The organism is Pseudomonas sp. NPDC096950, from assembly GCF_044762525.1.
Classification (GTDB): Bacteria; Pseudomonadota; Gammaproteobacteria; order Pseudomonadales; family Pseudomonadaceae; genus Aquipseudomonas.
The window spans coordinates 85,551-104,010 of record NZ_JBIWEL010000003.1 but is presented as its reverse complement, the minus strand read 5'-3'; the positions used below and the strand labels follow the sequence as shown (position 1 = coordinate 104,010).

The window sequence follows — 18,460 nt, the reverse complement described above, 5'->3', positions numbered from 1 at the left end:
ATGAGAGTCGACGAATATCGTTGTCTTGAATTGAAAAATAAAACTTACACGCACATACCATTATCTAGACGAAACTGCTTCAGGCTAGTTTTATCGAAAATTAAAAATACAAACACATGTTGGTAACCACACATGAAACCAGGTAAATCATTAGAAAAAGATGTACAGCGCATCTACTCATTTCTACTAAACATGCGTGACGAAGGGGTGACTGTAGGTAACTCTGTATTTATAGTCGGAAAATCTGGACTTCAACATGAAGTCGACGTTTACTATGAATTTGCACGAGCAGGTGTTAGACACCGTGTAGCCATCGAATGCAAAGACTGGGCGGGTGGTATCTCGAAGGGCCAAGTTCTAGAATTCGAATCAAAACTACGTGACATCGGAAATATTACCGGGGTGATAGTTTCCAGAAATGGATATCAGAGTGGCGCAGATAAATACGCCAAATTTCATGAAATTTTACCGTTGGTTTTTGATGACCTCCCGTCTTTCAACAACTTGTTGGCAGAGCGACTAAAGACTGTTGCGCTTCCTGGCGATGATTATATAGGAGAGCCTTTTTGGATCATCATGGAGATTCGGAACGGTAAAGTAACTGGCTCGCATTATGCTAATAAAGACCCTATTTCAGGTAAAGATCTAATACCGCTAACATACTCAAAATATCATGCAGAACGACTATTCCGTGACGCAGGACTTGATCCCACACGATGGGCCGTTCGGGGCCTCCCTCGTTTCGCACTACGAGCCTTCTTGATCACCCTTGAACTCTACGAGAAAAAAATGAATGGAGGCGCGCTAATCTGCTTCCTTCCACCGGGTTCAAAGCCAGACGCACAGTTTATTGGTATACACGCGTCACGAGAGGATTTGACTAACGAGTATTTTGGTGAACCTATTCCATCCATAGAAGATGTGAAAAAGTAATTTATCTCTGCTGACATGTTCACAAAACGGGGATGCATTTATTTTTACTGCACGCGACAGACAAACATGCTCTCTACTTACGATGTGCCTTAGGAAAATCGTAACCCAGTCTTCGGATTTTTTCCTACAAGCAAATAATACAGCCCATCACCTAAGGCTAATGGAGCGAACAAGGAATTTTATGGCAGACGAAAGTGGATTTGGCTCAAATATCAAACAACGACTTCGAGAAGCAGTAGGCTTTCACTGCTCTGCACCATTTTGTAATGCACAAACGAATACCTACAATCATTCGCAGGGCAAACAGCAATTCACCGGTGAAGCAGCTCATATCTATGGGTTGCGCGGTGGAACGGAAAACCGAGCAGGGTCCGCAAGATATGACGATTTACCGCAAAACTTAGACCCTAATAGTTATGGGAATGGAATCTGGCTTTGCCGAGTTTGTCACCGAATGGTAGATCAGAGCCCTGAGCTGTTCCGCGGTGAAGATTTACTTCTGTGGAAGGAAGCTGCTGAATATGCTCACAACGAGAGCAGCCGCCGGCGCTCGCTCGCTCCGATCGGCGTGGATATGAAGCACGAGTATGAAAAAGCTAAAGATTTTATTAAGCAGCTTTTCCCTCTCGGGGAGTTCATGCACGATATTTCTTTCTACTCGGTTTATAAGGATCAACTCACGCCGCCCAAATCCATCCCAGCACCAATTGTATTCGCTATTCGCGAAGCAGGTTGCAAAAATTCAAGGCGTTGGAATGCCGAGCATCCGCACTGGACGTTCTTACCGGATTTTCAGGCTTGGAAAACCGAGATTGTCAGGCGTGCCGAGATATTGGCCGGCATGGACGGAATCTCAATTGCGAGAAGCCAGCCGGTAAGTTTCTATAACTATATTGCTGGTGACGAGATAGTTTACATAGACCCTACAGCCCGCTCGATGCAGTTGCTTGTGAAGTTGCTCGAAAGGTTTAACGATTTTTTGAGAGTTTACCAAGGCCCATATCCTGGCATGGTGTCCTACCAAATGAAAAAACTCTAAATACCTGGCAATAAAACGACCAAGTTTATTTTTTAGCATCTATTGAACTCCATTTAGATCAATCTATTTCCAACTAAATTTTCAGCATAAACAATTTTCATTTTTTCTTTGGAGAGACGCATGGTAATCACCCCGAAAATAGCTTGCAACACCTGCGACACCAAGCATCTGTTAAAGGTAACTGTAGGGAGAGAGGATAAACAAAACCACATATTCCCTTGTACCGAGTGCGAAGAGGAAATTGAATTCGGATTAGAGAGTCTTTTTTCCCGCGGTCAATATAGATATATCCGTAACTGCCGGGCGGATAATTTCGATTATTCCGAAGCCATTCAGGTCCACCTGAATCCTGACTTTGGCACCAGCCATAAGATTGTCCAGGCAGGGGATATATTTACAGCGGTCATGTCAAACTGCTTGGAAATGCAGAGAATGGACGCCCTACTGAGAAAAGAACAGAATGAGGGGATTATCGAGCATCGTGCCAACTATGAAAACTACAACAGTGAAGCGATGCGTTTTTACTTAAAAATCTGCTCACTACTTAGCAAAAACAAGAACGAACTTGCAAACAGCTACATTGAAAAAAACAAAACAAACTTTGATGAGAAAACAGGCGAAACCTACAATTATTACTTCGAGAAGCTATTAAACCACCTACTAGGCTCGTATGGGCTAGAGCTATTAAACGCTATCACCGAAGAGAAAAATAAAGCTGGCGATATATCCACCTTAATTGATTTCAATACAACTCAAAGCATCGACAACCTTGAATCCATCGAAGAATTCATAGGACTATTCAGTGAGTTTTCACAAGTCTTTACTTACCTAAACAAGGGAATTGAAATATCAGACAGTGTGAAGCCAACTTCAACCGACTTCAACAGAACAAAAAAATACTATAGCTCCGCCTATGAAACCTTAGCCAAAATGTTATTTATTCCCGCAGGATTAAACAACGCAATAGAAAGGGGAGATCCGCACAGATTTGAAAAAATAGACTCCCTAGGTAAATTCATTAGCAATGGAAACGGGGATAAGCTCCGCTGCATAAAAGATAACATCAACTTAAATAAAATATCCTCTTGCTATGACAACCACTTGAGAAATGCTTCTTTCCATAGTCATATGAAGTACAATCCAAAAAAAGCAAAAATCAGTTTCAATCAAAACAATGGCACGCCCATCAGCATAACCTATAAAGAATATTTGGTAATGTGCATAAAAGTCACTGAAGCCATTGCCGCTTTAAACTTGTTTTCACTTAAACACCTGCAACCAGTTCAAATCAAGCCAGATCAGATTTAATTAAGTATAAAAAAAGCAAGCGCTACTTCTTGATTACAGAATTGGACATACAGCTCTAAATGTGAAAACTTTTTATCCATAAAAAAGCCCGCTTAACCGTCACCGGTTCAGTGGGCTTTTTCCGATAAGGCTTTTAGTTACAGAGCCATATCACTTGCAGCATTAGCCTTCGGAGCCTTGCCAGCATCAGCAGGCGCCGGAGCAGCAGCCGGAGCCGTCAACTGCGGGATCGCCGGTGGCGGAGTCAGTTGCAACACTTTTGCAGTGTAAGCCCACTCCTCAGCCACTTTGGCCGGGTCGTTGTTCAGTTGAGTGCCATAGCTCGGCACGATCTGATGCAACTTCTCCTGCCAGGCTGGCGAAGCAACCTGATCCTTGAACACTTTCTGCAGCACGGTCAGCATGATCGGTGCCGCAGTCGATGCACCCGGCGATGCGCCCAGCAGGCCGGCAATGGTGCCGTCCGCCGAGGCAACAATCTCGGTACCCAACTTCAGCACGCCACCGGCAGCTTCATCACGCTTGATGATTTGCACGCGTTGGCCGGCTTGCCACAGGCGCCAGTCTTCGGCTTTGGCGTTCGGGAAGTATTCTTTCAGGGCGTTCAGGCGGTCTTCGTCGGACAGCATGAGTTGGCCGGCAAGGTACTCAACCAGTGGGTATTCCTTGATGCCGACTTTGGTCATCGGCCAGATGTTGTGGGTGGTGGTGCTGGTCAGCAGGTCCAGGTACGAGCCTTCTTTCAGGAACTTGGTGCTGAAGGTCGCGAATGGGCCAAACAGGATGACGCGCTTGCCGTCCAGGACACGGGTGTCCAGGTGCGGAACCGACATTGGCGGTGCGCCAACGGAGGCTTTGCCGTAGGCCTTGGCCAGGTGTTGTTCGGCGATGGTCGGGTTTTCGGTCACGAGGAACGAGCCGCCAACCGGGAAGCCTGCGTATTCCTTGGCTTCAGGAATGCCGGACTTCTGCAGCAGGTGCAGTGCACCGCCGCCCGCGCCGATGAACACGAACTTGGCGTCGGTTTCGGTTTTGGTGCCGTCTTTCAGGTTCTTGTAGCTGACGCGCCAGGTGCCGTCGTCGTTCTTTGTGATGTCTTGCACTTCGCTAGACAGTTTCAAGTCGAACTTCGGTGTGGCTTGCAGGTGCGCAACGAACTGGCGGGTGATTTCGCCAAAGTTGACGTCGGTGCCGATCGGGGTCCAGGTGGCCGCGATTTTCTGGTTCGGGTCGCGCCCTTCCATCATCAGCGGAACCCACTTCTTGATCACAGCCGGGTCTTCGGAGTACTGCATGCCGGCGAACAGCGGGCTCGCTTGCAGGGCTTCGTAACGTTTTTTCAGGAACTTGATGTTGTCATCGCCCCACACGAAGCTCATGTGCGGTGTGGAGTTGATGAACGAACGCGGGTTCTTCAGGACGCCTTGCTGAACCTGCCACGACCAGAACTGGCGGGAGATCTGGAAAGCTTCGTTGATTTCAACGGCTTTCGGGATCGACACTTTGCCGTTCTCGTCTTCCGGGGTGTAGTTCAGCTCGGCGAGTGCGGAGTGACCGGTACCGGCGTTGTTCCAGCCGTTGGAGCTTTCCAGGGCGACGCCGTCTAGGCGCTCGACCATTTCCATGGACCAGTCCGGTTGCAACTCATTGAGCCACACACCCAGGGTCGCGCTCATGATGCCGCCGCCAATGAGCAGCACATCGACTTTCTTTGCCTCTTCCGCGTGAACGGACGTGATCCCCATCGACAAAGCCAGCCCCAGCAGGGCCGTGTTAAGTTTTTTAAGCATCTGTAGCACCTATGATAAAACGCCATCCGCCCTTCCATCCCAACGCCAGGGCCCCTGGTTCACGGCACGCAGGCAGCATGTCGCGGGTTCCCGCACATCAGGATTGGAGGGTGGGCACACAAGGCCGACGTGTTCCATCGACCTCAGTTTATATGTCCCTACTGAACTGACTTTTTATCATTATTGGCTTCAGCTACTTGAGCGACATTGATCCTGTTTGCGCGTCTCGGGGACGTGCGAACTGAATAGGTCAAAGCAAGTTGGGGCGAAGAATATCACGACACGGCAAACCCGCGCGTCTGTTCGCGACTTGGTGGTCCGGGTTTGGGGCTGAGGGCTGTTGGATTTGCGGTGTCTGGATGGGCCTCTTCGCGAGCAGGCTCGCTCCCACAGGGGGATTTATATGCACAGCAGATTTAGGGTGGATTGCTCTGAGATTTCGGGTGGCTAGTCGGACGCCTTCGCGAGCAAGCCCGCTCCCACATTGGAATGCGATCAACTGTGGGAGCGGGCTTGCTCGCGAAGAGGCCGGTACAGACACCACCAAACTCAAGCCCCTGAAAGCCCCCGCAAACTCAACGCATTCCCCAACGCAAACCCGCTCGCAGTGTTATCAAAAATGCACCACGTCTCGGCCCCCGCCTGCGCCGACAGTTGTACCTTCGTCGCCAGCTCCTGCAATCGCTCCAAGTCGTAATCGCTGTAATAAATCCGTGGCGATCCATGCAGCCGCCAATAGCGCACACCGGACCATCCACCCGGGGTAGTGCCGCCAGTAATCGGCGATGGATCCGCCGCAACCCGCCCGATCCGGTGTTCGATCAGCAACCCGCTGGCTGCGCGCCAGGTTTCGTGGCGAGGTTCAAGCACCGCTGAACCGAAATAACGTTGGCGCAAGACGCGGAAAAACTCCGCGGCCACCAAGGCGTCATAGGCCAGCGAGGGCGGTAACTGGATCAACAAACAGCCCAACTTGTCCCCCAATTGCAGGCATTGAGAAAGGAACTCGTCGAGCAGCCCTTCGCAGTTCTGCAAGCGCTGAACATGGGTGATGATCTTCGGCAGCTTCACCGAAAACCGAAACGCCGCCGGTACGGATTGCGCCCAGCGAAGATAGGTCCGGGGCTGATGCGGGCGATAGAACGAGCTGTTGATTTCGACGGCCGTCAGTTGCGTCGCATAGCGCTGCAAGTGCGTGCCTGTGTCGGGAAACATCGCCCCGTATTCCCGAGGCAAACTCCAGCCCGCACAGCCGATGTAGAGCGGTTTCAATAGAGCACCGCCGCAGCATCACGCATAAAGATTTCGATGGTTTTCGGCCCGACGCCTTCAAACTCGCCGAGGCGTTTTTCGAAGGCCTGGCGGTCTTCACTGACACTGTGAATATGGCCGATTTTGCCGGCGTATTCGTCGCTGAGTTTTTTGCCCAAGTGGCGCAAACGCTCGGCCGTGGTTTCGTCGTAACGCACGTAATGGGCTTCGCCGAGCATCGCCACCAATTCTCTATGGGTACAACCCGCCAACTTGCGTGCCGTGTCCCGCGTGTGTTTCTCAACAATCACGCGATACGCCTGGGCAGCGATATCGGCCTGGATACGCTTGCCCATCAGGAAACTGGCGACGAACCAATTGAACAAAGCGCCTTCATCCCCTTTCTTCAGGTCGATGCCCAAGTCGCGAGCGCTGATTGATTTGCTCATGGCGCGCCCCTCCTAGGTTCCACCACCGATGCCTTGAATTGATTGCGCGAACGCCACACCCGCCTCGCGTACCAGCACGCGCCACTCCGAGGCATTGATAAAGCCGGCGCGCTCCATGTCATCGGCAGCCTTCAACAGTTCGTCGTAGTGCTCCTCGCTGTCCATGCGGATGCCGGGTTGTCGTAGCAGCTTGTACCAGGCGGCCAAGGCTTCCTGCTTCGGATCGTCATTCATGGTCTGGCTTCCTTGGGTCGTTTTCCCTTGGAAGTGTTGAGCTAGAGGCCCGTTCCCCGCTCCCGACAAATGGCGATAAACACCCGAAACGCGATCTGCCTTATCCGCAAAATATCTGCTAAGTTGTACGACGACTGACAAATTAAGCCAGTCTCGCCCACCCACAACAACAAGGAAACACCCATGCAAAAAGCCAAATTAGTGATCGGTTTTCTGTGCCTGTTCAGTGGCTACGTAGCCGCCGCCCCGACGACCGCCGAGAAAGACGTGGCACAAGCCGTCGACCACCTGACCCAAGCCATGCTGCACAAGGACATTCCCGAGCTGCAAAAGCTGACGGCCGCCAAGCTGAGCTACGGGCATTCCAGCGGCAAGGTCCAGGACAAGAAAGAATTTATTGCCGATATCGAAACCGGCAAAAGCGCATTCAAGACCCTGGAAATGCAGAAGCAGACCATCACCCTGCTGGGCGACACGGCGCTGGTGCGCAACCACTTCTCGGCGCTGGCGCTCAATGGCACGGAAGTGGTGCCGACCGAGATCGAGAACTTTCAGATTTGGCAGAAACAGGGTGGGAAGTGGTTGTTGATTGGGCGTCAGGCTTTCCGTATCTGATGGTTGGGATAGTGGTTGTCTGATCTGTTGCTTTCGCGAGCAAGCCCGCTCCCACATTTGGAATGCATTCCTCCTGTGGGAGCGGGCTTGCTCGCGAAGAGGCCAGCCAAGACACTGCAAATCCTCAGTTGCCCAAATGCCCCGCAACCCACTGCTCCAGCGTCACCACGTCAATCTTCTCTTGAGCATTGAACGTCCCCGCCTTATCCCACGCCACGCCCCTGCCCTCGGCAAACACCAAGCGATACTTGCTCAACTGATCATCCGGCCGCTTTGCCAGTTCAGCCCTGAGCATCGGCACACTCCACTGCACCCGCGTGATCTTGCGCGCGAGTGCGGATTCCACCACGTCAGCCAGTTGCCCGTAGGTGATGGTGTCGCCGGCCACGTACATAATCCGGTTCGCAAAGCGTGGCTGCTTGAACACAATTTTGGCCGTGAGCAGGCCGATGTCTTCAGGTGTAGTATTCGTCAATTGTGTATGCCAGTCCCCGAGCGCATGGACCGTACTGTTGGCCAGATCGACCACGCCGAAGGACGGTTCGAACAGGAAACTGGTGAACATGCCGGTGGACACGATCACCCATTCGATTCGCTGTTGAGCGCGCAGCAGATTGCGCACGTGCAGTTGCTCGTCAAACGTATCCTGCGCGCTGCCGAAGCCAATCACGTCGTAGTCCACGCCGAATTGCCATGGGAAGTAACGGGCAACGCCAGACTCGATCGCCGCTTGGGTCAGTTTGGTCTGAGTGCCCGGCCCCGCAGCAAATCCGACGCAACTGATCACCGTGTCGAAGTCTGCAAACAGCGCCGCCAGTTCGCTGACCGTGCCTTTCGCGATATCGCCAGCCAGGGTCTGGATGCCGAGTGTTTGCAGCTCGGACAATTGCGCGAGGCGACTCGGGTCTTGTGTGTCGATGGCCGAAGCGCGCAACAGCACAGTGACCTTCGCGCCCGACGCCTGTTCGGATAATTCCCGCATCACGGCCATGCCCAATTCCCCGGCGCCAAGCACCAGAATATTTCGCGAACCGCTGTTTGGGTGGTTGCTCATCGTGTGGCTCCTGTTCGCCAGATGACTGAATTTCAGCAATCATGCTGGCACCCTTCGACGCCGCGCATAAGTAGGCACACGGGTGATACCGGAGAACCGAGTGGACATTTCAGACATCATCAAACACTCGCAAGTGGCTTGCGAAGCGCTGAGTGCGGACGACGACGGGCTCAAGCGCGAGGTGCTGACACACGCCGGCAATCGCTGGTCCCTGGGCATTGTTTATGCGTTGGGCGTGGCCGGTCCGCTGCGGCATGCCGAGATCGGACGGCGCATGGAAGGCGTGACTCAGCGCATGTTGACCCGCACGTTGCGCACGCTGGAACGCGATGGTTTGGTCTTGCGCCACGACTACCAGGAAGTGCCGCCACGGGTGGAGTATCAACTCTCTGAGCTGGGCACCGGGTTGTTGGAGAACATGATTCCGTTGTGGAATTGGGTGATGGACAACGCTGGGGGTTTTCGGGCGGCAAGGGCTAAATATGAAAAATCGGTTGAATAGACTTTAGAGCTTGGGTGTCTGGTCTGACGCCTTCGCGAGCAGGCTCGCTCCCACAGGGGATTTGAGGACACTGGAGATCCAATGTGGGAGCGAGCCTGCTCGCGAAGAGGCCCGCACAGGCACCTCAATCTTCAGTCAGGGCCGGGTATGCGCCACATCCAACTGACTGAACGTCACCTGCCCCCCTTCATTTTTGTATCCTGCATTGTCCAGCGCATACACCCCGGCCTTGAAATACAACTGCTTGTTCTTCCAGCTCGAACTGATTTGCTTGCCCCAGCTATACCCCTGGGAACTGACATTCAAATACCCGGCAGAACTGAAGCGAACTTCGTAAGAAAAAGGCTTGCCCAACGCAATGTCCCTGGCAATCACGACGGTGATGTCTTCACTGCCCGGTTTCAGTCGATAGTTGGCAATTACATTGCCCTTCTTGCTGAGTTCGTCGTACTGGTATTCAACTTTCAGCAGCGGGCCTTTGGCTTGGTAGATATGGATTTGCCCAATCACGATCCTGCCCGTCGAAGGCACTTGATTGACCTTCAACACGGCTTTGAGTCGGTGATCGGCTTCGGGATAAGTCCAGTTGCGCAGCGTCCCGTCACTCAGGGTTTCGCGCAATTCGCTGCGGGGGAATTCGGACTTTGAGGTGCTGGACCCGGTAACCGGCGCCCAGAAAAATAGGTTATCGCCGGAGCGAAAATACGAATCGGAATAGCCATCCACCAATCGCGGCGTATCGATGACTTTGGCAGGCGTCCCGACAGGGATCGTCAGGTTCCAGGTGGCCAGATCAATCATTACAACTCTCCTTGGGGGCGACCGGACCCTACAGCACTTAAGTCCAATGGCCCACAAGGAATGTTCTTAGAGCCGGAAGCGATCCACCGACTGCGACAGCTGGCCCGCCAGCGTCGACAACTCATCCGTGGTCGACGCCGTGCGTCCGATCACTTTGCTGTTGTCCTCGGACATGCCGGCAATCATTTCCACCTGATGGGCGATTTCGTTGCTGGCCAGGCTCTGTTCGCCGATGGTGCGGCTGATGTCGTTGACCAATTGCGTGGTGTTCAACGTGGCTTCGAGAATTTCACGAATGGCGCGCTCGACGTCGGCGGTCACGGCCATGCCTTTGTCGACCTGGGCCACGCCGGCCTCCATGCTGGTGACGGCCTCACGGGTGCTTTGCTGGATGCGCGCGACCATCGCGGCGATTTCCTGGGTCGAGGCGCTGGTGCGGCCCGCCAGGCTACGCACTTCATCGGCGACCACGGCAAATCCACGGCCCTGCTCACCGGCACGCGCGGCCTCGATTGCCGCATTGAGCGCCAGCAGGTTGGTCTGGTCGGCGATGCCCTTGATCACCTGAATGATGCTGAAAATCCCCTCGGATTCCTTGTCCAGTGTGCGAATCACCTGGGCCGACTGCTGCGCCGAACGAGCGATGCCGTCCATGTCGCTGACCACCTGATGAATCACTTTGCCGCCATCCTTGGCCAACTCTTCGGCCTGGCTGGCCATGTTCAGCGCGCGATCGGCGTGGCGGGTGATTTCTTCGATGCTGGCGGTCATTTCGCTGGCAGCGGCGGCCATGGTGCTGGCGGCGACGCTTTGTTGCTGGCTGCTGCCGGCGACTTCGTGGCAGCCGTTGCTCAGTTGCTGGCTCATGCCACTGACGCCATGGGCGTTGCTGCGCACCACTTCGATCATGCCGCGCAGGTCCCGTTGCATGGTCGCCAGGGTGCGGATCAAGGTGCTGGCTTCGTCATGGCCGGTGGGCTCGATGATCGGTTCGCTCAGGTTGCCGTGGGCGATGCTGTCGGCGATCCGGCTGGCCGAGCGCAATGGGCCCAGGATGCTCAGGATCACCCAACGACCCTGGGCCAGCAGTAACAGCAGACTGGCGACGAGGACGCTGCCGAGGGCGATATTGGCGTGGCTGATGGCTTGTTGAGTAGCCTGGCTGGCCTGTTGGGTATTGGTTTCGATCAGTTCGCTCAGCGACGACATATCGCCTTCCAGCTGAGTGAACACGGTGTTGAACGAGCCCAACTGCTGCTGCGCCGCGTCCGGGTTTTCCAGTGCCAGCCCGACGATGCGTTCGGCGGCGCTGATGTAGGTGTCGAGGCTCGGCTTGACCTTGTTCAGGCCCGCCATGATGGTGTCGTTGACCGGCAGCTTGAGGTTCTCCCCCACCACCTCACGAAAACGCGCCGCATGTTCCTCGATGGAACTGCGCACCTCTTCCTTGCTGCTGGTGCTTTTGCCCAGCCCGACCAGCATCGCCGACAGCACATCGGCGCGCAGGGCGTCGTGCATCATGTCGGCCTCGAGGTGATTACGCAGCGCCGCCATGCTGACCTCGCTGTCGTTCACGGCCTGGGCCATCTGGGTGTTTCCCACATAACTGACCAGGCTCATGATCAACGCAGTGAGCAGGCCAGTTCCCATCAAGAGAAGTAGACGCAGTTTTATGGACACTTGTAGTTCCCCGGGCGGACGCTGCGAAAGGCGGCTCTTAAAGGGTTATCGACCCCATCCTGTGGTTATTTAAGCCTATTTCCACACGCCCGTCGGTTTAAGACCAACGGCGCACCCGCCCATTGCGGGGGGTTATGCACACAGCATTGAACTCCTGAGCCTCGCCGCACCTCCTAAGTAATGTGTTACTTCCTTTTCGCCTTACGCTGTTGGAGGACGACGCCATGCGCCGCATGCTACTCATTACTTCTCTGATATTGTGCCTGCCCATCGGGTCAGCCCTGGCCGTAAGCGGCAAGGATGTCGCGACCTCGGCAGGGGTTTCCGCTTCGCTGTATTCCACCTTCAAAGATCACAAAATGGTGATTCCGGCCAGGGATGACGTTTCTGCATTTGTCGCCAGTAACGGCGCAATTCGCGGGGTCTACATGGAGGCGGTGTTGCAGCAGATCCGCCAGGACAACCCAGGCCTCAACGCCACCGACGAAGAGCTGGCCAACGCCATCCTCGCTCAGTACGAAGGGCCGGCGGCTCACTAAACACCTGCGTTTATCCGCGTGAATATCAGGGGCAGGCTCGAATGGATGCCTGCCCTTGGGCCGCGCGCGAACGCTATGGGCAAAACCGTTCATGGGCCTCTATGATTGAGCCCATGACGACCTCGGCCCCGATCCGCTCACCCTGCCCACCTGGCGCCTGCATCTGCGGGCGTGACCCGTTGCTGGAAACACCCGGCGCGGACGTGCGCATCCTGTTCCTGACCCGCCAGGAAGAAAAACGCCTGCTGGATCGTCTGGAAAACCTGCAAAGCCTCGCGGACCTTGAACGCCTTAAAGTGCGGATGTTGGATCAATTGGGCATTCGCGTCGAACTGCTGCCGAGTTTCAACGAAGTGCGGACCATGCGCGGTATCGGCATTCAAATCGAGGAACTGCCCGGTCTGTGCCGCAAGACTCGCGCCGCCATTCCGGCTGCCATTCGCCGCAGCTTGGAAAAGCGTCCGGAAATCGCCTACGAGCTGCTCAACGCCAACGACTTGTTGCGCGACGCCTGAGTGTTTCACCGCCGTATCACTGGCGCGGCGATTCACTTCAAACCCAACGAAACAAGATCAGCGGTCGTACGCCGGGGGCGCGCCGCTGCTATGCCTGATCGTGGGGGCAATGGTTTGAAGCAAGCCAGGACGGCGCGGCAAACATAAATGTGAACCCGGACCGGGCGCCAGCCAGGTGCGCAATCCGAAAACAGGTGCCAGTCCGTGACAGGAGGTGGCAGATGTTATTCATCGTCAGCTGGACCATCAGTCCGCAAAGCCGAAACGCCGCAATCGAACGTTTCCTCAAGACCGGAGGCGCCCCGCCCGCCGGCGTCAAAATGCTCGGACGCTGGCACGCGATCGGCGCCTCCAGCGGTTTTGGCATCGCCGACGCCAGTGACCCGGTCGCCATCCAGAAATGGGTGCTGGAGTGGAACGACCTGATGAACATGGAAGTCCACGCGGCGCTGACCGACGAGCAAATGGCGCCGTTGCTGGCGGGGACGCTCGGCAAGTAACGTCATTCAAGCGGCGAGCCTGGCTCGCCGCTCTGGGCATCAACGCTTCCAGCACTCCGAATAACGCTCACACACCTTGTACTGCCGATCCATCTGCGCCATCCGGTCAAGGTGATGGTTGATGGTCTCTACCAGCACATTTTTCTGGGCCTCAAAGTAGAACAGCGTCATCGCTTTGTATTGCTCAAATGCTGCCTTGTTGACGGGCTTGGCCGATTTGTCTTCGGGCTTTGCCCAGGCTTCCAGTTGCTGGTCGTCGAGTCGTTGCAAGCGCAGGCGATACTCGTCGGTGTAACGCTTGAAGGTCTGGGCTTTGTTTTGGGCCGCTTCATCGTCGAAGGCGATCAGGTTCTGGCGATACAGTGCCCAATAATCATCCGGCAAGGTAAAACCGAGTTTGCCTTGGCGCTCGGCAAGCAATTTGTCGAGCTGTTCTGGAGTCGAGCGATCGCTGTTGTCCTTGGCCGGGTCAGGCTTCATTGCCGGGTTCGTCGAGTCGTCGATGATTTGGTTGATCAGGGTTACGCGATGGGGCGTGTCAGGCAACGGATCCGGCAATTTCACAAATAATGGACTGCGGCCTATACAGGCCGGCAGCCCCTTGCGCTCGATCGGCACAGGCGTGCGTACATCCTTGCCATCAACTCGCGTGATGCGCTGCAACAGTGAGCGGCATTGTCCCGGTCTGGCGTCGAACGTCAGTTCGTATTCCGCATTACGCTCAGGGGTGAGGTTGAACGTTGTACCGCACACCGAAAAAGTACTCAGGGTGTTGACGCGCAGGTAGGCATCCTGTTCAGGCTTGAGCTTGATTTCAAGATAACCCCTGGCATCGGCGGGTGGTGCAGAGCTCATACCTGCCCGGCGAGAGGTGTCGCCCAAGAACAGATTGTTAAGGATGCCTGTCGTCAACCCGTCACAGTGGGCACCGTCAAAGTAATCGAGGGTGGCGTTTTCTGTGTTGGCGACAAAGCGCAGTTTGGCTGCATCAGGTTCAGTGGCGTCGGGATAAGTGCCGTTGACGCTGCAGCCGCTGAGCAGCGCGGACACGAACGTTACGATGGCGACGGCGCGAGTGAAGTTGAAGGGAAACACCGACATGAATCGTCCTTGAAGTGTTTGGCACAAAGGGAGGCGCGGAATGCTACTGAATGGCCATCATGCTGTCCATCCTGGCAAACCGCCTGTCAGTAAATGACCGTCCCTATGCTCCGGCGTTTTTGAACTACCGTTATCAAAAAAATAACGACTACCCCCACGGAGCACCCACCACCATGAACCTGTCCCGAAACGTGTTGATCGGCGCCGCACTGACCGGCCTGCTGCTGGGCGGTTGTACCTCGAAAGTCACCGAGCGGGAGCAGTACTCGGGGTTCCTGCCCAACTACAACAACCTCCAGGAAGTGACCACCCCCAGCGGCGAGAAAGCCATGCGCTGGGTCAGTCCGTCGTGGAATCCCAACGCCTACGACACCGTGGCCTTCATGAAGCTGGAACTGTATCCGGTGCCCAAGCCCAACGACCGGGTTGACCAGCGCACCCTGGAAGAATTGCAGACCTACATGACCAACAGCGCCAAGGGTGTGCTTGGCCAGAAATACCGCGTCGTGCCGAGTGCCAAAAAAGCCCCGGCGGGCTCGAAAACCCTAGTTGTGCGCGCCGCGATCACTGGCGTAACCGCATCGAACGAAGGCATGCAATGGTATGAAGTGGTGCCCGTCGCCGCGGTGGTCGGCGGGGTCAGCGCGGCGTCCGGCCATCGCAGCCAGGACACTACGCTGTTCCTTGAAGCGGAACTGGTGGATGCCAGTAATAACCAGATCATGGCCAAAGTGGTGCGCAAGGTGTTTGGCGAACAGTTGAAGAACTCGAGCGAGAAGATCACCACCAATGACTTTAAAGCGGCGATCAGCAAATTGACGGCGGATTTGCAGGCGTTTATTCGGTAGAACACCCCCACCGTAGGAGCTGCCGAAGGCTGCGATCTTTTGATCTTCGGCGGCTTTTACATCGAACAGATCAAAAGCAAGATCAAAAGACCGCAGCCTTCGGCAGCGCCTACCGGGGTGCTTGTAGACGCGAAGGCGGTGTGTCAGCCGGCATCAATATTGACTGTGCCGGCCTCTTCGCGAGCAAGCCCGCTCCCACAGGGGGGATCTTAGTCGTACACAAAATCTGTGTCCGCTGAAGATCCCCTGTGGGAGCGGGCTTGCTCGCGAAAGCGGTGTATCAGAACAGGAAATTGATCTGGCTCCCCACTACCCCAACATCGCCACCCACTGCCCCGGCGTCATGCGGGTGACCATGATCAGCACAATCACAAACATCCCGAAAAACCCCAGAACACCCATCCAGAACCACTTGCGGTAAACAACAGCGTACTCATCAGCCAGCCCGTGTCCCGTTTCCACCGCGCTCAGCGCCAGCACCTGCAAACGCTTTTGCAGCACCAGCACCGGCAGCCACAGCGCCCCGGTACAGAGGAAGATCGCCAGCGCCGTCAGCACCCATTCCGTGGTCAATGGCAATCCACTGAGTTTCACCAATCCATACCCGGTGAGGATTTGAATGAAACCCGCCGGTGTGGTGATCCAGGTGTCGAACCGCACCACCATTCGCGCCACATGGGCGATCACCAGCGGATTCGCCGTGCGGCTGGCAGCGATCAGATACAGGTAGGAGCCCATGCCGAAGCCGAACAGGAATATCGCGGCAATGATGTGGGCGTACTTGAGGCCGAGATAGAGCATGTTCAGCCCTGCCCGTCAGAAAAAACCACGGACAGCTGCAGGTTTTCCGGGTCGTTGATGGCGGCCATGTATTCATCGACGCTGATTTCACCAACGCAAGGCCGGGCACCGGGTTCGGGCACGTAACCCTGGAGCATTTTCACCGCCAGGGCGACGGCGGCGCAGCTCGGGATCTGCGGGCCTTTGTCATTGAACGCAGTGAGTTGCACGGTCATGGACAATGGCTTGTCATCGAGGCCTAGCCCATGGACGTCGATGTACATCGCACTTTTGCCATCGCCAAAGCCTTCGAACCAGGTGCCCCAACGGTGCAGCCGGGCGGCCCAGGGGGCGTGGTCGCGAATCAGCCCCCTGCGCAGCGCCTGGGCCAGCAGATAATTGGCCACGCCGCCGAGCTTGAGGCCCGAACCGGCCCTGAATCGCAAGGTATGGGCACCGTAGCGACTGGCGAAGATGTCCATGTCGGGCACGTCGACATTAGCCAGTACCCGAGTGCCCATCTGCGGCATCTTGCGCAGGGTCAGGTCCATCCAGCCCGGCACTTCGTGCACCTGAGCGTTTTTCAGTTGTTTGATGGGCTTGCCGGCATAGACCAGCACGCCAGCGACAGTGGACAGCCCCGGCATCTTCGCTGAAGAGGAAATTCCGTGTTCGATTGAATCGATGCGCTTAAACCGCGAGCGGTGCTGATCAATGATGGCGGACGACAGCGTCGGCACCGAGCTGCAACCGCTGAGGACCGCCACGCCTGCATCTTTGGCCCGGGCATCCAGCACGGCGATGGCGTTGACGAAAGTGCGGCAGTCCGCCAGATCGCAGTAATTCACCCCCGTGTCGATACACGCCTCGGCCACCGCATAGGATTGCCCCTGGAATGGGCCGCCGGTGTGAATGACCAATTGAACGCCCAGCGAGTCCAGTGCGGACTTGAAACCAGCCCCCATGGCATCGCCGCACCAGCCTTCACAGGTCTTGCCTGATTGGGCTTTCAACGCCTCGACCTGAGCTGACAACTTGCGCGGGTCACGTCCGGAGATCACCAGATCGATGCCCGGCATCACCGCCAAATGCCGGCACACGATACTGCCAAAGTTCCCGTAGCCGCCGATCACCAATACCTTGAGTGCCATGTGTTGCTTCCCTGAATCATCTACGCGACCGAAGCGCGATTCTAAGGGATTGAATGATCAGGCGGGGATGGTTTTCTCGGCAGATAGACCGCGTTATCGTTCTTCGCGAGCAGGCTCGCTCCCACAGGGGATCGCGGTCGGGCACAAATCTGTGTCCGCTGAAGATCCCTTGTGGGAGCGAGCCTGCTCGCGAAGGCGATGTGTCAGCCAGTATAAATATTGGCTGTGCCGGCCTCTTCGCGAGCAAACCCGCTCCCACAGGGGGGATCGTCGTACACAAAATCTGTGTCCGCTGCAGATCCCTTGTGGGAGCGGGCCTGCTCGCGAAGGCGGTGTGTCAGTCAGCATCAATGTTGAATGTGCCGACCTCTTCGCGGGCAAGCCCGCTCCCACAGGGGATTGAGGTTGTACGCAAGATCCGCATCCACCGCAGATCTACTGTGGGAGCGGGCTTGCTCGCGAAGGCGGCCGTACTAACGGTGCATCAATTCCAGTGCTAAACCGCCCCACCCTTCGCCTGCTGCTCCAGATGCACTTGCAACTCCGGCTCGATCTTCAGCGCCGCCGCCAGTTCATCCAGGTAATTGCGCTCGGCGTCTTGCTGATCGTCCACCACCATCACGCTGGCCAAATACATTTCCGCGGCGATGGCCGGGTCGGTGGCTGACTGCGCCACATCGGCGGCGTCCAGTGGCCGGGCGACTTCGTCGTCGAGCCATTGCTGCAGTTGCGGGTCGTCGGTGTGACGGCCGATTTCGGTGCTGATCATCTGTTTTTCGTTGTCGTCGATCCGGCCGTCAGCCTTGGCGGCAGCGATCAACGCGCGCAGCACGGCGTGGCTGTGATCTTCGACTTCCGGGCCGGACAGCAAATCCACGGTGCGCGGTGCCTGTTGCGGTGCCGAGGCCTGGTTGCGTTGCCAGGCTTGATAGGCCTGGAATGCCATCATCCCGAGAGACGCCAGCGCCGCATAGTTGGTGCCGCCGGAAGATCGAGTCTGGGTCGAACCGCCCAGTGCCGAGCCGCCGCCCAGCAAACCACCGAGCAAACCACCCAACCCGCCACCGCCCGCGCATGATCCGGCGCCACCGCCCAACAGGCCACCGAGCAATCCGCCGAGACCGCCCAGGCCTCCCTGGGATGGCGATGCGCCGCCACCCTGTTGCGACATCGAGCCCTGCCCGGCCCGCAGAAGTTGTTCGAGCAAATCGCTGGTGTTCATGACGACGTCCTCATCAATAGATACAACGCAGTCAGGCAACAATAGCCCCCGCCGGCAATTGCGCCAGCACCGTTTGGCCGACGTGAACAGGCGCGACACGCTCCTGACAGAAACTGACAGCGCCTCCTTTTATGCTGCACCGACTTAC

General features: G+C 56.0%; 20 protein-coding genes and 1 pseudogene. 9 read left to right on the top strand and 12 right to left on the bottom strand.

What is annotated here, in order from left to right; translation table 11 throughout:
* The first annotated feature begins 132 nt into the window (after window positions 1-132).
* The 3 genes from ACIQY3_RS07495 to ACIQY3_RS07485 all read left to right on the top strand — a co-directional run bounded on the left by ACIQY3_RS07495 (window position 133) and on the right by ACIQY3_RS07485 (window position 3,280).
* The gene (locus ACIQY3_RS07495; protein WP_403018249.1) at window positions 133-933 is read left to right on the top strand and encodes a restriction endonuclease; all 801 of its coding nucleotides are present in this window, start codon (window positions 133-135) and stop codon (window positions 931-933) included.
* A 181-nt stretch (window positions 934-1,114) separates the two neighbouring features.
* The gene (locus ACIQY3_RS07490) at window positions 1,115-1,972 is read left to right on the top strand and encodes an HNH endonuclease signature motif containing protein (protein WP_403018248.1); all 858 of its coding nucleotides are present in this window, start codon (window positions 1,115-1,117) and stop codon (window positions 1,970-1,972) included.
* Between the two features lie 120 nt (window positions 1,973-2,092).
* Window positions 2,093-3,280 (top strand): hypothetical protein, encoded by a 1,188-nt coding sequence (locus ACIQY3_RS07485; protein WP_403018246.1) that lies wholly within the window; start codon window positions 2,093-2,095, stop codon window positions 3,278-3,280.
* Between the two features lie 137 nt (window positions 3,281-3,417).
* On the opposite strand, the gene mqo is transcribed toward ACIQY3_RS07485, so the two are convergent.
* The 4 genes from mqo to ACIQY3_RS07465 form a co-directional block, all read right to left on the bottom strand.
* Window positions 3,418-5,070 carry a malate dehydrogenase (quinone) gene (mqo, locus tag ACIQY3_RS07480; protein ID WP_403018245.1) on the bottom strand — a complete coding sequence of 551 codons (1,653 nt, stop codon included), beginning with the start codon at window positions 5,068-5,070 and terminating at the stop codon, window positions 3,418-3,420.
* A gap of 549 nt (window positions 5,071-5,619) precedes the next feature.
* On the bottom strand, window positions 5,620-6,285 hold the full coding sequence (locus ACIQY3_RS07475; protein ID WP_403018244.1) for a DUF72 domain-containing protein: 666 nt from the start codon (window positions 6,283-6,285) through the stop codon (window positions 5,620-5,622).
* A 53-nt stretch (window positions 6,286-6,338) separates the two neighbouring features.
* Window positions 6,339-6,770: a DNA methylase gene (locus ACIQY3_RS07470; protein WP_403018243.1), complete on the bottom strand. Its 432-nt coding sequence runs from the start codon at window positions 6,768-6,770 to the stop codon at window positions 6,339-6,341.
* Between the two features lie 12 nt (window positions 6,771-6,782).
* On the bottom strand, window positions 6,783-7,004 hold the full coding sequence (locus tag ACIQY3_RS07465) for a hypothetical protein (RefSeq protein WP_403018241.1): 222 nt from the start codon (window positions 7,002-7,004) through the stop codon (window positions 6,783-6,785).
* Between the two features lie 183 nt (window positions 7,005-7,187).
* On the opposite strand from ACIQY3_RS07465, the gene ACIQY3_RS07460 reads away from it, so the two are divergent.
* Window positions 7,188-7,619: a nuclear transport factor 2 family protein gene (locus tag ACIQY3_RS07460; RefSeq protein ID WP_403018240.1), complete on the top strand. Its 432-nt coding sequence runs from the start codon at window positions 7,188-7,190 to the stop codon at window positions 7,617-7,619.
* Window positions 7,620-7,743: 124 nt separating this feature from the next.
* On the opposite strand, the gene ACIQY3_RS07455 is transcribed toward ACIQY3_RS07460, so the two are convergent.
* The gene (locus ACIQY3_RS07455) at window positions 7,744-8,673 is read right to left on the bottom strand and encodes an aromatic alcohol reductase (protein WP_403018238.1); all 930 of its coding nucleotides are present in this window, start codon (window positions 8,671-8,673) and stop codon (window positions 7,744-7,746) included.
* 100 nt (window positions 8,674-8,773) lie between these two features.
* Between ACIQY3_RS07455 and ACIQY3_RS07450 the strand changes: the two genes are divergently transcribed.
* Window positions 8,774-9,175, top strand: coding sequence for a winged helix-turn-helix transcriptional regulator (locus ACIQY3_RS07450; RefSeq protein ID WP_403018237.1), 402 nt, complete (start codon window positions 8,774-8,776; stop codon window positions 9,173-9,175).
* 135 nt (window positions 9,176-9,310) lie between these two features.
* On the opposite strand, the gene ACIQY3_RS07445 is transcribed toward ACIQY3_RS07450, so the two are convergent.
* The 3 genes and pseudogenes from ACIQY3_RS07445 to ACIQY3_RS07435 form a co-directional block, all read right to left on the bottom strand.
* On the bottom strand, window positions 9,311-9,976 hold the full coding sequence (locus tag ACIQY3_RS07445; protein ID WP_403018235.1) for a polysaccharide lyase family 7 protein: 666 nt from the start codon (window positions 9,974-9,976) through the stop codon (window positions 9,311-9,313).
* A 66-nt stretch (window positions 9,977-10,042) separates the two neighbouring features.
* The gene (locus ACIQY3_RS07440; protein WP_403018755.1) at window positions 10,043-10,768 is read right to left on the bottom strand and encodes a methyl-accepting chemotaxis protein; all 726 of its coding nucleotides are present in this window, start codon (window positions 10,766-10,768) and stop codon (window positions 10,043-10,045) included.
* Window positions 10,769-10,900: 132 nt separating this feature from the next.
* A pseudogene (locus ACIQY3_RS07435) lies at window positions 10,901-11,656 on the bottom strand (MCP four helix bundle domain-containing protein); the annotation flags it as partial.
* Between the two features lie 224 nt (window positions 11,657-11,880).
* On the opposite strand from ACIQY3_RS07435, the gene ACIQY3_RS07430 reads away from it, so the two are divergent.
* The 3 genes from ACIQY3_RS07430 to ACIQY3_RS07420 all read left to right on the top strand — a co-directional run bounded on the left by ACIQY3_RS07430 (window position 11,881) and on the right by ACIQY3_RS07420 (window position 13,210).
* Window positions 11,881-12,195: a DUF2388 domain-containing protein gene (locus tag ACIQY3_RS07430; protein ID WP_054055228.1), complete on the top strand. Its 315-nt coding sequence runs from the start codon at window positions 11,881-11,883 to the stop codon at window positions 12,193-12,195.
* A gap of 113 nt (window positions 12,196-12,308) precedes the next feature.
* Window positions 12,309-12,710, top strand: coding sequence for a hypothetical protein (locus ACIQY3_RS07425; protein WP_403018233.1), 402 nt, complete (start codon window positions 12,309-12,311; stop codon window positions 12,708-12,710).
* A gap of 221 nt (window positions 12,711-12,931) precedes the next feature.
* Window positions 12,932-13,210 (top strand): DUF3303 domain-containing protein, encoded by a 279-nt coding sequence (locus tag ACIQY3_RS07420; RefSeq protein ID WP_403018231.1) that lies wholly within the window; start codon window positions 12,932-12,934, stop codon window positions 13,208-13,210.
* A 39-nt stretch (window positions 13,211-13,249) separates the two neighbouring features.
* On the opposite strand, the gene ACIQY3_RS07415 is transcribed toward ACIQY3_RS07420, so the two are convergent.
* Window positions 13,250-14,260: a hypothetical protein gene (locus ACIQY3_RS07415; RefSeq protein ID WP_403018230.1), complete on the bottom strand. Its 1,011-nt coding sequence runs from the start codon at window positions 14,258-14,260 to the stop codon at window positions 13,250-13,252.
* A 224-nt stretch (window positions 14,261-14,484) separates the two neighbouring features.
* On the opposite strand from ACIQY3_RS07415, the gene ACIQY3_RS07410 reads away from it, so the two are divergent.
* Window positions 14,485-15,159, top strand: coding sequence for a DUF3313 domain-containing protein (locus tag ACIQY3_RS07410; RefSeq protein ID WP_403018229.1), 675 nt, complete (start codon window positions 14,485-14,487; stop codon window positions 15,157-15,159).
* 309 nt (window positions 15,160-15,468) lie between these two features.
* On the opposite strand, the gene ACIQY3_RS07405 is transcribed toward ACIQY3_RS07410, so the two are convergent.
* From ACIQY3_RS07405 to ACIQY3_RS07395, 3 genes are all read right to left on the bottom strand, one after another.
* Window positions 15,469-15,960 carry a DUF2269 family protein gene (locus tag ACIQY3_RS07405; protein WP_403018227.1) on the bottom strand — a complete coding sequence of 164 codons (492 nt, stop codon included), beginning with the start codon at window positions 15,958-15,960 and terminating at the stop codon, window positions 15,469-15,471.
* A 2-nt stretch (window positions 15,961-15,962) separates the two neighbouring features.
* Window positions 15,963-17,090, bottom strand: a complete 1,128-nt coding sequence (locus ACIQY3_RS07400; protein ID WP_403018225.1) for a saccharopine dehydrogenase family protein — start codon at window positions 17,088-17,090, stop codon at window positions 15,963-15,965.
* 496 nt (window positions 17,091-17,586) lie between these two features.
* A complete protein-coding gene (locus ACIQY3_RS07395) occupies window positions 17,587-18,312 on the bottom strand; it encodes a tellurite resistance TerB family protein (protein ID WP_403018224.1) in 726 nt (241 codons plus the stop codon).
* Between the last annotated feature and the right edge of the window lie 148 nt (window positions 18,313-18,460).

What these genes read in the sequence shown, in the direction of transcription:
- ACIQY3_RS07495 (WP_403018249.1), top strand. Translation starts at nt 133, where the DNA reads ATGAAACCAGGTAAATCATTAGAAAAAGATGTACAGCGCATCTACTCA.
- ACIQY3_RS07490 (WP_403018248.1), top strand. Translation starts at nt 1,115, where the DNA reads ATGGCAGACGAAAGTGGATTTGGCTCAAATATCAAACAACGACTTCGA.
- ACIQY3_RS07485 (WP_403018246.1), top strand. Translation starts at nt 2,093, where the DNA reads ATGGTAATCACCCCGAAAATAGCTTGCAACACCTGCGACACCAAGCAT.
- mqo (WP_403018245.1), bottom strand. Translation starts at nt 5,070, where the DNA reads ATGCTTAAAAAACTTAACACGGCCCTGCTGGGGCTGGCTTTGTCGATG.
- ACIQY3_RS07475 (WP_403018244.1), bottom strand. Translation starts at nt 6,285, where the DNA reads ATGTTTCCCGACACAGGCACGCACTTGCAGCGCTATGCGACGCAACTG.
- ACIQY3_RS07470 (WP_403018243.1), bottom strand. Translation starts at nt 6,770, where the DNA reads ATGAGCAAATCAATCAGCGCTCGCGACTTGGGCATCGACCTGAAGAAA.
- ACIQY3_RS07465 (WP_403018241.1), bottom strand. Translation starts at nt 7,004, where the DNA reads ATGAATGACGATCCGAAGCAGGAAGCCTTGGCCGCCTGGTACAAGCTG.
- ACIQY3_RS07460 (WP_403018240.1), top strand. Translation starts at nt 7,188, where the DNA reads ATGCAAAAAGCCAAATTAGTGATCGGTTTTCTGTGCCTGTTCAGTGGC.
- ACIQY3_RS07455 (WP_403018238.1), bottom strand. Translation starts at nt 8,673, where the DNA reads ATGAGCAACCACCCAAACAGCGGTTCGCGAAATATTCTGGTGCTTGGC.
- ACIQY3_RS07445 (WP_403018235.1), bottom strand. Translation starts at nt 9,976, where the DNA reads ATGATTGATCTGGCCACCTGGAACCTGACGATCCCTGTCGGGACGCCT.
- ACIQY3_RS07440 (WP_403018755.1), bottom strand. Translation starts at nt 10,768, where the DNA reads ATGGCCGCCGCTGCCAGCGAAATGACCGCCAGCATCGAAGAAATCACC.
- ACIQY3_RS07430 (WP_054055228.1), top strand. Translation starts at nt 11,881, where the DNA reads ATGCGCCGCATGCTACTCATTACTTCTCTGATATTGTGCCTGCCCATC.
- ACIQY3_RS07425 (WP_403018233.1), top strand. Translation starts at nt 12,309, where the DNA reads ATGACGACCTCGGCCCCGATCCGCTCACCCTGCCCACCTGGCGCCTGC.
- ACIQY3_RS07420 (WP_403018231.1), top strand. Translation starts at nt 12,932, where the DNA reads ATGTTATTCATCGTCAGCTGGACCATCAGTCCGCAAAGCCGAAACGCC.
- ACIQY3_RS07410 (WP_403018229.1), top strand. Translation starts at nt 14,485, where the DNA reads ATGAACCTGTCCCGAAACGTGTTGATCGGCGCCGCACTGACCGGCCTG.
- ACIQY3_RS07405 (WP_403018227.1), bottom strand. Translation starts at nt 15,960, where the DNA reads ATGCTCTATCTCGGCCTCAAGTACGCCCACATCATTGCCGCGATATTC.
- ACIQY3_RS07400 (WP_403018225.1), bottom strand. Translation starts at nt 17,090, where the DNA reads ATGGCACTCAAGGTATTGGTGATCGGCGGCTACGGGAACTTTGGCAGT.
- ACIQY3_RS07395 (WP_403018224.1), bottom strand. Translation starts at nt 18,312, where the DNA reads ATGAACACCAGCGATTTGCTCGAACAACTTCTGCGGGCCGGGCAGGGC.